Annotated in this window: 9 protein-coding genes; 8 read left to right on the forward strand and 1 reads right to left on the reverse strand. The window is 67.9% G+C overall.

Annotation, left to right across the window (positions count from 1 at the left end; genetic code table 11):
• Window positions 1-124: 124 nt before the first annotated feature.
• Window positions 125-1,171, reverse strand: a complete 1,047-nt coding sequence (locus ABT116_RS09995; RefSeq protein WP_351630384.1) for a LacI family DNA-binding transcriptional regulator — start codon at window positions 1,169-1,171, stop codon at window positions 125-127.
• Between the two features lie 777 nt (window positions 1,172-1,948).
• Here ABT116_RS09995 and ABT116_RS10000 point away from each other — a divergent pair.
• From ABT116_RS10000 to ABT116_RS10035, 8 genes are all read left to right on the forward strand, one after another.
• On the forward strand, window positions 1,949-3,112 hold the full coding sequence (locus ABT116_RS10000) for a mandelate racemase/muconate lactonizing enzyme family protein (RefSeq protein WP_351630387.1): 1,164 nt from the start codon (window positions 1,949-1,951) through the stop codon (window positions 3,110-3,112).
• A gap of 31 nt (window positions 3,113-3,143) precedes the next feature.
• Window positions 3,144-4,148, forward strand: a complete 1,005-nt coding sequence (locus tag ABT116_RS10005; RefSeq protein WP_351630390.1) for a zinc-dependent alcohol dehydrogenase — start codon at window positions 3,144-3,146, stop codon at window positions 4,146-4,148.
• Window positions 4,149-4,268: 120 nt separating this feature from the next.
• The gene (locus tag ABT116_RS10010) at window positions 4,269-5,237 is read left to right on the forward strand and encodes a hypothetical protein (RefSeq protein WP_351630392.1); all 969 of its coding nucleotides are present in this window, start codon (window positions 4,269-4,271) and stop codon (window positions 5,235-5,237) included.
• Window positions 5,238-5,376: 139 nt separating this feature from the next.
• Window positions 5,377-6,489: a multiple monosaccharide ABC transporter substrate-binding protein gene (chvE, locus tag ABT116_RS10015; RefSeq protein ID WP_351630395.1), complete on the forward strand. Its 1,113-nt coding sequence runs from the start codon at window positions 5,377-5,379 to the stop codon at window positions 6,487-6,489.
• Window positions 6,490-6,535: 46 nt separating this feature from the next.
• A complete protein-coding gene (mmsA, locus tag ABT116_RS10020; protein WP_351630398.1) occupies window positions 6,536-8,086 on the forward strand; it encodes a multiple monosaccharide ABC transporter ATP-binding protein in 1,551 nt (516 codons plus the stop codon).
• Entirely contained in the window at window positions 8,083-9,327 is a 1,245-nt protein-coding gene (gene mmsB / locus ABT116_RS10025) for a multiple monosaccharide ABC transporter permease (RefSeq protein ID WP_351630401.1), read from the forward strand. The genes mmsA and mmsB overlap by 4 nt, the downstream gene beginning before the upstream one ends.
• Before the next feature lie 74 nt (window positions 9,328-9,401).
• Window positions 9,402-10,550 (forward strand): aldose epimerase family protein, encoded by a 1,149-nt coding sequence (locus tag ABT116_RS10030; RefSeq protein ID WP_351630403.1) that lies wholly within the window; start codon window positions 9,402-9,404, stop codon window positions 10,548-10,550.
• A 171-nt stretch (window positions 10,551-10,721) separates the two neighbouring features.
• Window positions 10,722-12,161 (forward strand): pyridoxal phosphate-dependent aminotransferase, encoded by a 1,440-nt coding sequence (locus tag ABT116_RS10035; RefSeq protein WP_351630406.1) that lies wholly within the window; start codon window positions 10,722-10,724, stop codon window positions 12,159-12,161.
• Window positions 12,162-12,455 lie beyond the last annotated feature (294 nt).

Consider the following 12,455-nt stretch of genomic DNA (forward strand, 5'->3'; position numbering starts at 1 on the left):
GGGCCCCTGGTACCCGGTTGTCACTCGATGGGACCGGCCGCCCGTGCGTCCAGCCTGTCGATCATTGTTCGGTATTTCGGTCATGTGGATGTGGAGTGGGGGGAAGCCAGGAGATGGTGGGGCGTCAGCCGGGCGCGGTGCCCGGTTGGGGGATGTACGGGAACGTACTGGCACGGACGACGAGTTGAGGCTCGATCGCGACCGTGGAGGTGCCGGACGGGGGCCGCCCCTCGATGAGGTCCAGCAGCAGGGCGATGCTTCGCTGGCCCACCGTGGAGAAGTCCTGCCGGACGGTGGTGAGCGGTGGGGCGAAGAACTCCGACTCCGGGATGTCATCGAAGCCGACCACCGCCACGTCCTGGGGAGTGCGCACGCCCGCCTCGCGCAGGGCCCGCAACACCCCCAGTGCCATCTGGTCGTTGGCGACGAAGACGGCGGTCAGGCCCCGGCCCACCCAGCCCGCCAGTTCCTGGCCGGCCCGGTAGCCGGACAGCGGGCTCCAGTCCCCCCGCAGAGGCATCGGCGGTTCCACGCCTGCCTCTTCGAGAGTCTCACGCCAGCCTACGGTGCGGTCCCGCGCCTCCTGCCAGTCCTCGGGTCCGGCGAGGTGCCAGACCCTGCGGTGGCCGGCGGCCAGCAGGTGGCCGGTGGCGAGCCGCGCGCCCAGGTGCTGGTCGACGTTGACGCTGGGGATCTCGGCGCCGGACCCGGTGCCGACGGCCACCACCGGGAAGGGGTGGCGGAGTTCGGCGAGGGCCTGGACGGCCGAGCGCTGCGGGGCGAGGGCGATCACCCCCTCCACCCCTCCCTCGCTGAGGCGGTCCAGCGCCTCGGCCAGGGCCTCGACCGTCAGCTCACGCACACTGACCGTCGAGACGAGGTACCCCTGGGCCCGGGCCGCCTCCTCCAGCGCGAAGAGTGTACTGGCCGGGCCGTAGAGCGTGGTGTTGGAGGCGACCACGCCCAGGGTCCGGGTGCGCCGGGTGGCGAGGGCCCGTGCGGAGAAGTTGCGGCGGTAGCCCATCTCCTCGATCGCCCGCAGCACCTTGGCCCGGGTCGCTTCCCGCACGTTGGGGTGATCGCCCAGTACGCGGGAGACGGTCTGGTGGGACACACCGGCCTGGCGTGCCACGTCGGCCATGGTGGGCGGTCGCAACTGCGAGTGGGTCACAGCCGCACCTCCCTGGTAATCGTCTGCCGGTAAGACCTGTGCTGCGGGTAAGACGTGTGCCACGGGCGGACAAGTCCGCTCGGCCGGCTTCACGTCGGGGTTCCGGTACGCCCCGAGGCACCGGGCGGGAAGGCGAGTTGACGCGGTTGGGGCACGACGCTCGTACCTCCTCAGAGGCCATTGGGCGACGAGTGGTGAACGCGGAGACATTGTGAGCGCTAACAATTCAGGGCGGTCAAGAGGGCTGCGCAAGGTCGGCCGTCACGGTTGAATAACGCGCCGGTCGCCGAGTGTCACGAAGGCGGCCTCCTGCGGGGTGCGTCCCCGCCGGGGACAGTCCCTTGGCCCGAACGCGTTGACGCGGGCTGCCCCGCCGCCGTGGATCGGGGCGGCACAAGGGCCGATCGGCCCGCCAGAGCCGCCTTTCGACAGGTCGGAGCGTTCAAACCGATCACCACCCGCCCCATGCCACCATGGCCGGAAACAGTCGCTCGACACCCGCCCCACGAAGACCGCCCGCCCCGCCGGTACGACCCGGCATCCGCTGTGGACATGACCAACATCCGGGTCGTCGCGCGCACAATGAGTGCTACTTTCCAGGGCCAGAGCGGGGGCTGTTTCTGCCTATTCGTCACGATCCCGGTCAGCGACCTGAAACCGTTGTCGCGTCGACCCATTGACACCCCGACCGGCCGTCCTTACTGTCGCGACCAGCATTTCGAACACTTGACGAAATCTCGAACAATTCGAACAAACTCGATGAGGGCAGGGAGTACCGTGCGCATCACGGGAATCAGCACACACGTGGTAGGAACGCCCTGGCGGAACCTGACCTACGTGCAGGTGCACACCGACGAGGGACTCACCGGAGTCGGCGAGACCCGCATGCTGGGCCACACCGACGCGCTCCTCGGCTATCTGCACGAGGCGAAGACCAACCACATTCTCGGCTCGGACCCGTTCGCTGTCGAGGATCTCGTCAAGCGGATGAAGTACGGCGACTACGGCCGGGCCGGCGAGATCGTGATGTCCGGCATCGCCGTGATCGAGATGGCCTGCTGGGACATCAAGGGCAAGGCCCTCGGCGTCCCCGTCTGGCAGCTGCTGGGCGGCAAGGTCACCGACAAGGTCAAGGCGTACGCCAACGGCTGGTACACCACCGAGCGCACCCCGGAGGCCTACCACAAGGCCGCCCAGGGCGTGATGGAGCGCGGCTACCGGGCGCTGAAGATCGACCCCTTCGGCACCGGCCACTTCGAGCTGGACCACAAGGAGACCCTGTACGCGGTCTCCCTGATCGAGGCCGTCCGCGACGCCATCGGCCCCGAGGCCGAGCTGATGCTGGAGATGCACGGCCGCTTCTCCCCCGCCACGGCGGTGCGCCTGGCCAAGGAGCTGGCGCCGTTCAAGCCGGCGTGGCTGGAGGAGCCGGTGCCGCCGGAGAACCTCAAGGCGCTGGAGAAGGTCGCCGCCAAGGTCGACATGCCGGTCGCCACCGGTGAGCGCATCCACGACCGGATCGAGTTCCGCGAGCTGTTCGAGAGCCAGGCCGTCGACATCATCCAGCCCGACGTCGGCCACATCGGCGGCATCTGGGAGACCCGCAAGCTCGCCGCCACCGCCGAGACCCACTACATGCTGGTCGCCCCGCACAACGTGGGCGGGCCGGTGCTGACCGCCGCCTCTCTGCAGGTCGGCTTCACCGCCCCCAACTTCAAGATCCTTGAGCACTTCAACGACTTCGCGGACGCGGAGATCAAGAAGGTCATCAAGGGCGCCCCCCAGGTCAACCCCGAGGACGGCTGCTTCCACCTCTCCCACGAGCCCGGTCTCGGTGTCGAGCTGGACGTGGACGCGGCGGCGGAGTTCCCCCAGCAGCAGGCCCGTTTCGACCTGTGGGCCGAGGGCTGGGAGCAGCGCAAGCCGAAGGGCACCCAGTGAGGACCCGCTGCCCCGGCGCCAGGGGGAACCAGTGAACACCGCCGTGGTGATCGAGGCTCCGGGCGAGCACCGGCTGGTGCCGCACGAGCCTCGACAGCCGGAGGCCGGCGAGGCCCTGGTCCGGGTGCACGCCTCCGGGATCTGCGGCAGCGACCGTGAGGTCTTCCAGGGCAACCGGCCCGAAGGATACGTCCGTTACCCCCTCACGCCGGGCCACGAGTGGTCCGGGACGGTGACCGCGGTCGGAGACGGTGTTCCTTCAAGTCTCATAGGCTGCAAGGTCGTTGGCGAGGGCTTCCGCAACTGCCAGGTGTGCGACCGCTGTCACGCGGGCGAGACCACGCTGTGCACCGCGGGGTACGAGGAGACCGGCTTCACCCAGCCGGGCGCCATGGCCACCACGCTGACGCTCCCCGCCCGTCTGCTGCACGTCCTCCCCGACGACGCCGATCTGACGGCGGCGGCGCTGCTGGAGCCGGCCGCGTGCATCGCGGCCGCCGCGCTCAAGGCGAGGGCCGTTCCCGGTGAGCGGGTCGCGGTCGTGGGCACCGGAACGCTCGGCATGTTCGCCGTTCAGTTCCTGAAGGCGGCCTCACCGGCCGAGCTGCTCGTCGTGGGCACCCGTCCGGACCGGGCCGAGCTGTCCAAGCGGTTCGGCGCCACGGAGTTCCTGACCAAGGACCAGGAGCTTCCGGGCGACTTCGACGCCGTCATCGAGACCGCCGGATCCGCGGACGCCGCGCGCACCGCCGCCGCCCTGCTGCGGCGCGGTGGCCGCCTGGTCCTGACGGGCATCCCGGCGCCGGGCGCGGACGGGCTCGACCCGACGGATCTGGTCGTACGCCAGCTTGAGGTGCAGACGGTGTTCGGCGCGGCACCGGACGCCTGGGCTCACACCGTGCGGGTCTTCGGGGCCGGGCTCCTCGATCCGCTGCCGCTCGTCACGCACGAGCTTCCGCTGGAGGAGTTCCCCCAGGCCATCGAGCTGGTGGGGTCCGGCGACCCGACGGTCGGAAAGGTCCTGCTGCGACCTTGACCCACCCCAGTCGTACGCCGGTACGGGGTACCTGACGACTTCGTACCGGCGTACACCCACAATCTTGTTGCACCCAGAGCCGCGAACCTCGTCCGAAATATCGAACGCGAAGGACAACCAGTGACCGACACCACCGCTTCGTCGCCGCGCCGGCCCGGCGAGCAGGCGCTTGCCGCGCTCGGACTGAGCGCGCCCGCCCTCGACCCCGCTGACACCTCCCCGCACAGCTTTCCGGGCGGTGGGCGCTGGCGCACCGAGGTGCCCTCCGTGGAGGGGCCCGAGGCGCTCGGCGTGGTCCTCAAGGAGTCCTCGCGCCTCGACGTGCCGATCCACCGGATCAGCCAGGGCAGCGGCATCTGGATGCTGACCGACGCCGAGATCACCGAGATGGTGGAGGCGACGGCCGAGCGTGACATCGAGCTCTGCCTCTTCACCGGCCCGCGCGGCACCTGGGACATCGGCGGCTCGACCCGTACCGACTCCAGGGGCGGCGGCCTCAGAGCCCGTGGCCACGACGCGGTCGCCGGCTGTGTGGAGGACGCCGTCCGCGCGACCGAGCTGGGCGTCAAGTGCCTGCTCATCGCCGACGAGGGCGTGCTGTGGACGCTGCACCGAGCCCGTGTCGCCGGGATCCTGCCCGCCGACACGACCTTCAAGGTGTCGGCGCTGATCGGCCCGGTCAACCCGACCGCCTACGCCGTGTACGAGAACCTCGGCGGCGACTCGATCAACGTGCCGAGCGATCTCACCCTCGACCACCTCACCGAGATCCGCCGGGTCTCCGGCGCCCCCATGGACATGTACATCGAGGCCCCCGACGACCTCGGTGGCTATGTGCGCATGTACGAGGTCGCCGAGCTGATCAGACGCGGCGCGCCGCTCTACCTGAAGTTCGGCCTGTCGAAGGCCCCCGGGATCTACCCCTACGGGCACCACATGCGGGATGTGACCCTGGCCACCGCCAAGGAGCGGGTGCGTCGCGGCCGGCTCGCCCTGGACCTGCTGGCCCGCCACGGCGCGGACGGCGACATGGCGCCGTTGGGCTCGCGCCTGCCAGGCGATCTGCAACGGTTCGAAATCCCGGCATAACGTTCCGGAAACTCGGCTTCACAAAAGAAGACACAGCCGACCACAATCCACCACATCTCTTCTCGGTCTTTCCGGCACGACCACCCGGATCGACTTCGCGCCTGAGACCGAGCCCTGCCACAGATCAAGGATGATGATCATGCGTAACCGCAGAGCCGCTCTCACCGCCATAGCCGGAGCCGCGTCCCTCGCCCTGACCCTGTCCGCCTGCGGCCAGAGCGGCGAGGGCGGCAGCAAGGAGAGCGAGGGCGACACCAAGGGCGCCACCATCGGCATCGCGATGCCGACCAAGTCCTCCGAGCGCTGGATCGCCGACGGCAAGAACGTCGTCGCCGACCTCGAGTCCAAGGGCTACAAGACCAAGCTGGTCTACGGCGAGGACGACCCCGACCAGCAGGTCTCGCAGGTCGAGAACCTGATCACGCAGGGCGTCAAGGCGCTGATCATCGCCGCGATCGACAACAAGTCGATGAACAACGTGCTCCAGCAGGCCAAGGACGCGAACATCCCGGTCATCTCCTACGACCGCCTGATCCTCGGCACGCAGAACGTCGACTACTACGCCTCCTTCGACAACGAGAAGGTCGGCGAGCTCCAGGGCACCTACATCGTCGAGAAGCTCGGCCTGAAGGACGGCTCCAAGAAGGGCCCCTTCAACATCGAGCTGTTCGCCGGCTCCAACGACGACAACAACACCCGCTACTTCTTCCAGGGCGCGATGAACGTCCTGCAGCCCTACATCGACAAGAAGCAGCTCGTCGTCCGCTCCGGCCAGACCAAGCTCAACCAGGTCACCACCCTGCGCTGGGACGGCGGCACCGCCCAGAAGCGCATGGACGACATCCTGACCTCGGCCTACAAGAGCCAGCGGGTCGACGCCGTCCTCTCCCCCTACGACGGCATCTCCATCGGCATCCTCTCGGCGCTGAAGTCCGACGACTACGGCTCCAAGAGCAAGCCCCTGCCGGTCGTCACGGGCCAGGACGCCGAGGTCGCCTCGGTGAAGTCGATCATCGCCGGCCAGCAGTCGATGACCGTCTACAAGGACACCCGTCAGCTCGCCAAGGTGTCCTCGAACATGGTCGACGCGCTGCTCAACAAGAAGAAGCCCGAGGTCAACGACACCAAGACCTACGACAACGGCTCGAAGGTCGTCCCCGCCTACCTGCTGGAGCCGGTCGCGGTCGACAAGTCGAACTACCAGAAGGAGGTCGTCGACTCCGGCTACATCAAGGAGAGCGACCTCAAGTAGTCCCCGCCACCGACCGACGCTCCACCACTGATTGGAAGGCACGACCATGGCGGGACCCGTCCTGGAAATGCGCTCGATCGTCAAGACCTTTCCCGGCGTCAAGGCGCTGTCGGACGTCACACTGACCGTCCGCCAGGGCGAGGTCCACGCCATCTGCGGGGAGAACGGCGCCGGCAAGTCGACCTTGATGAAGGTCCTCTCCGGCGTCCACCCGCACGGCACCTACGAGGGCGACATCCTCTTCGAGGGAGAGGTCTGCCAGTTCAAGGACATCCGGGCCAGCGAGGAACGCGGCATCGTGATCATCCATCAGGAACTGGCCCTGGTGCCCTACCTCTCCCTCGCGGAGAACATCTTCCTCGGCAACGAGCACGCCACCCGGGGGATCATCAGCTGGACCGAGACCCTCCGGCACGCCACCGAACTGCTGCGCCGGGTCGGTCTGGCCGACCACCCGGACACCCGCGTCGCCGACATCGGCGTGGGCAAGCAGCAGCTCGTGGAGATCGCGAAGGCCCTGTCGAAGAAGGTGAAGCTGCTCATCCTGGATGAGCCGACCGCCGCTCTGAACGACGAGGACAGCGGCAAACTCCTGGATCTGATCCTGGAGTTGAAGAAGCAGGGCATCACCTCGATCATCATCTCCCACAAGCTCAACGAGATCCGCAAGGTCGCCGACTCGGTGACGATCCTCCGCGACGGCCAGACCATCGAGACCCTCGACGTGAAGGCCGCGGAGACCACCGAGGACCGGATCATCAGCGGGATGGTCGGCCGCGACCTGGAGAACCGCTTCCCGGAGCGGTCGCCGCACGAGCCCGAGGAGGGCGCCGCGCCGGCCCTGGAGATCCGGGGCTGGACCGTGCACCACCCGATCGACCAGCAGCGCAAGGTGTGCGACGACGTATCGCTCCACGTGCGCAGGGGCGAGATCGTCGGCATCGCGGGTCTGATGGGCGCCGGCCGCACCGAACTCGCGATGAGCGTCTTCGGGCGGACCTACGGCCGGTACGCGGACGGCACGGTCCTCAAGGACGGCAAGGAGATCCGTACCAAGACCGTCCCCGAGGCGGTCAAGCACGGCATCGCGTACGTCACCGAGGACCGCAAGCACTACGGCCTCAATCTCATCGACACCATCAACCGGAACATCTCGCTGAGCGCCCTGGGCAAGGTCGCCAAGCGCGGTGTGGTCGACGAGCACGAGGAGCGGCAGGTCGCCGAGAGCTTCCGCAAGTCCATGAACATCAAGGCGCCGACGGTGTTCGAGCCGGTGGGCAAGCTGTCCGGCGGCAACCAGCAGAAGGTCGTCCTCAGCAAGTGGATCTTCTCGGGTCCGGACGTGCTGATCCTGGACGAGCCCACGCGCGGTATCGACGTCGGCGCCAAGTACGAGATCTACACGGTCATCGACCAGCTGGCCGCCCAAGGCAAGGCGGTCGTCTTCATCTCCTCCGAGCTGCCCGAGCTGCTCGGTATGTGCGACCGCATCTACACGATGGCCGCGGGACGGCTGACGGGTGAGTTCTCGCGGGCCGAGGCCTCCCAGGAATCGCTGATGCGTCAGATGACGAAGGACAAAGAGGTAACCCGATGAGCACGGACGTGACCGCCAAGAGCCCGGCCCCCGCGCCGCCGGGCAAGAGCGGCGGGGCCGGGGGCGACGGCCTGCTGCAGCTGGTGATGGAGGGCATGCGCCGCAACATGCGGCAGTACGGCATGCTGATCGCCCTGGGCCTGATCGTGGTCCTGTTCGCCGTCTGGACCGACGGCGACCTGCTGCTGCCGCGCAACGTCTCCAACCTGGTGCTGCAGAACAGCTACATCCTGATCCTCGCGATCGGCATGATGCTGGTCATCATCGCCGGACACATCGACCTGTCGGTCGGTTCACTGACGGCGTTCGTCGGGTCGATGGCCGCCGTGTTCATGGTCAAACAGGATCTGCCGTGGCCGCTCGCCGTGGTGCTGTGCCTGGCCGTGGGCGCTGTCGCGGGTGCCGTACAAGGGTTCTTCATCGCGTACGGCGGCATACCGTCGTTCATCGTGACCCTGGCGGGCATGCTGATCTTCCGCGGTCTGACGGAGATCTTCCTGGAGGGCCAGACCCTCGGCCCGTTCCCCGACGGGCTGCAGAAGGTCGCCAACGGGTTCCTGCCCGAGGTCGGCCCGAACACGAACTACCACAATCTCACGCTGCTGCTGGGCTTCGCGATGATCGCCTTCGTGATCTTCCAGGAGGTCCGTGACCGCAAGCGGCAGCAGGAGTTCAACCTGGACGTCCCGCCCGCCAAGCTGTTCCTGCTGAAGCTGGTCGCGATCGGCGCCGCGGTGCTGACGCTCACCATGCTGCTGGCCAGCTACAAGGGCGCACCGATCGTGCTGCTCATCCTGGGCGTGCTGCTCGTCGGCTTCGGCTACGTGATGCGCAACGCGATCATCGGCCGCCACATCTACGCGATCGGCGGCAACCTCCCGGCGGCCAAGCTGTCGGGTGTGAAGGACAAGAAGGTCACCTTCCTGGTCTTCCTGAACATGGGCATGCTCGCGGCCCTGGCGGGTCTGGTCTTCGCCGCCCGCTTCAACGCGGCCTCTCCCAAGGCCGGCCTCAACTTCGAGCTGGAGGCGATCGCGGCCTCGTTCATCGGCGGTGCGTCGATGAGCGGCGGTGTCGGCACCGTGCTCGGCGCGATCATCGGTGGCCTGGTCCTGGGCGTGCTGAACAACGGTATGAACCTCGTCGGCATCGGCACCGACTGGCAGCAGGTCATCAAGGGCATGGTGCTGCTGGCGGCGGTCGGGTTCGACGTGTGGAACAAGCGCAAGGTCGGTTCGTAAGCCGGACCGGGCCCCGCCGCCCGGCGGGGCCCGGCTCTTTCCCAGCAGTTTCCCAATGCGGTGGAGCCGCACATATGGAACTGAACCGACCCACGGTCATCCCGGGAGCAGCGGCGGCCGAAGTGGCCGCCACGACGCTCGGCGGCACGGCGCACGCCGCGGAAGGCAGGAAGCCGGTGAAGAATCTCTTCGGCAAGCTCGCCGACGGCACCAAGATCTACAGCTGGTCGCTGGAGAACGGCGGCACCCGCCTGAAGGTCCTCTCCTGGGGCGGGGTCGTCCAGTCCCTGGAGATCCCCGACCGACGCGGCCGCTACGCCAACGTCTCCGCGGGCTTCGACAACATCGAGGACTACGTCGCCAAGACCCCGTACTTCGGCGCCCTGATCGGCCGGTACGGCAACCGCATCGGCAAGGGCAAGTTCACCCTCGACGGCAAGAACTACCAGCTGTCCGTCAACGACGGCGAGCAGAGCCTGCACGGCGGCACCCAGGGCTTCGACAAGCGCGTGTGGGACGTCGAGCCGTTCGTGAAGGGCTCCGACGTCGGCCTGTACCTGTACTACACGAGCGTCGACGGCGAGATGGGCTACCCGGGCACGCTGAAGACGAAGGTGACGTACACGCTCACCCGGCGCGGTGAGTGGCGCATCGACTACGAGGCCACCACGGACAAGGCCACCGTCGTCAACCTCACCAGCCACGTCTACTTCAACCTCGCCGGCGAGGGCAGCGGCACGATCGAGGACCACGAGCTGCAGATAGCCGCCTCCCGCTACACGCCCACCGACGCGGGTCTGATCCCGACGGGTGAGCTGGCCAAGGTCGCGGGCACGCCGTTCGACTTCAGCCGGACCAAGCCGATCGGCCGGGACATCCGCGTCTCCCACCCGCAGCTGGTGACCGCCAAGGGCTTCGACCACAACTGGGTCCTCGACAAGGGCATCACCGCCCGGCCCGAGCACGTGGCGACCCTGCGCGACCCGGCCTCCGGCCGCACGATGAAGATCGCCACGAACGAGCCCGGCCTGCAGTTCTACTCGGGCAACTTCCTCGACGGCACGCTCACCGGCCCGTCCGGCCGCACCTACCGGCAGGGCGACGCGCTGTGCCTGGAGACGCAGCACTTCCCGGACTCGCCGAACAAGCCGAAGTTCCCGTCGACCGTGCTGCGGCCCGGGCAGACGTACCGGACGACGACGATCCACACGTTCGGCTGCTGACGCCACTGACAGGTCTTCACAGACCGGACACACGTTCCGACCGTCTTACCGACGGTTGAACGGTGTCACCGTGGTCTCCGTATGAAAGGGCGGCCCGCGCTCCCCCGCGCGGGCCGCCCTTAAACGTCGGGTCCGTCCGTCCCCAACGAACCCGCCCCATACGGAGGTTCCATGGCCGACAACGTCACGTCGCTGTTCCGCAGTACCGCGGCACACAGCCCGTCGATGGCGGCTCTGACACGTGAGGGCGGCGAAGGAGCCGGCCCCGTGGACTTCTGTATCCCCTGCAACCCCTACTTCCCGACCCCGGCCATGTTCGAGGACATGGCGGGCCGGCTGCGCGACATCATCACGTACTACCCGAGCAGCGCCGACACGATCACGGCCGAGCTGTGCAGCCTGCTCCAGCTGCCCCCGCAGTGCGTGGCCATGGGCAACGGCTCCACCGAGCTCATCACGTGGATCGACCACCTGCTGGTCCGCGAGTCCCTCGCCGTGCCCGTCCCCACCTTCGGCCGCTGGACCGACCAGCCCATGGAGACCGGCAAGCGGGTCGACATGTTCCCGCTCCAGGAGTCCAGCGGCTTCGCCCTCGACCTCGCCCAGTACGCGGAGTTCATCCGGGCCCGCGGCACCCGCGTCGCCGTGATCTGCAACCCCAACAACCCCGACGGCGGCTTCCTGCACAAGCACGCCATCGTGCAGTTCATGGACGCCATGGCCGACCTCGACCTGATCGTCATCGACGAGTCGTTCCTGGAGTTCGCGGACGCCGAGGCCGAGCCGTCCGTCGTCCAGGAGGCGATGCTGCGGCCCAACGTCGTCGTGCTGCGCAGCCTCGGCAAGAACTTCGGCCTGCACGGCATCCGCTTCGGCTACCTCGTCGCCAACCCGGCGCTCGCGGGCCGGGTCCGCTCGATGCTGCCGAAGTGGAACCTCAACTCCTTTGCCGAGCACGTCGTCTTCATGCTGAAGGAGCACGGCGCCGAGTACGCGCAGAGCCTCCAGCAGGTGCGCCGCGACCGCCTCGACATGGCCGGCCAGCTCTCCTCCCTGCCCGGGCTGACGGTCTACCCGTCGCAGGGCAACTTCCTCTTCGTGCGCCTCCCCGTGGGCGCCGAGGGCACCGTGGTCCGTGACCGGATGCTCACCGAGCACCGGATCCTGGTCCGCGAGTGCGGCAACAAGATCGGCTCGTCCAGTCGCTTCCTGCGTCTCGTGGTGCGCCCCCAGGTGGACGTGCGTCGCCTGGTGTCCGGCCTGGAACAGGTGCTCTACGGGACGTCCAGGAGGGGAGCCGCCGTACCCGAGCTGGGCAACGGGACCAGCTACAGCTCGGGTACGGCGGCCGTGGACCGTCTGGTGAGCGAGACGAACGGGGCGGGCATGCGGGGGCTCGCGGCGCAGGCGGTGGGGATGGCCGCGGCGATGCCGGCCCCGGCGCCGGCTGCCGCGGCGGGGGCCGGAGGGCTGAAAATGACATCAGTCGCGCCCAGTCGCCCGTTCTCCACCGTCCGGTATGACGATGGTCAAAATGCACACCCAAACCCGCAGAATTGCTCTCAGCTCGTTTCGGTTGCTGCCTGTCGATTTGATTGCATCTCCCAATGAACGACATCGGATCGGTGAGACTGACACGATGACGCGCGAAGAAGAACGAGACAACCGATCGCCCACGACGTAGGTCCGGCTTGTCGATCTTGCAGGAGTGATCATGATGGAAGAATGAGGGGATGCGCCCGAACAGGTACCTCGACGATTATCTGCATGGGCTGGAGTTCCTGGGTGGGGTGTACCCCGATGATGCGAGAGCGATCGCCGAGCACGGCATCGTGGCCGCGCTCGATGATGATGATGCGTTCGTGTCGCGTGGTTCCGCCGCCTGCGCGCCGCGGCCTCCGGTCA

This window comes from Streptomyces sp. NPDC002130, assembly GCF_040296465.1.
In the GTDB taxonomy this organism is placed as follows: Bacteria; Actinomycetota; Actinomycetes; order Streptomycetales; family Streptomycetaceae; genus Streptomyces.

Excerpts from the sequence above, each read along its gene's own strand:
- ABT116_RS10030 (WP_351630403.1), top strand. The coding sequence starts at position 9,402 with ATGGAACTGAACCGACCCACGGTCATCCCGGGAGCAGCGGCGGCCGAA.
- mmsA (WP_351630398.1), top strand. The coding sequence starts at position 6,536 with ATGGCGGGACCCGTCCTGGAAATGCGCTCGATCGTCAAGACCTTTCCC.
- chvE (WP_351630395.1), top strand. The coding sequence starts at position 5,377 with ATGCGTAACCGCAGAGCCGCTCTCACCGCCATAGCCGGAGCCGCGTCC.
- mmsB (WP_351630401.1), top strand. The coding sequence starts at position 8,083 with ATGAGCACGGACGTGACCGCCAAGAGCCCGGCCCCCGCGCCGCCGGGC.
- ABT116_RS10035 (WP_351630406.1), top strand. The coding sequence starts at position 10,722 with ATGGCCGACAACGTCACGTCGCTGTTCCGCAGTACCGCGGCACACAGC.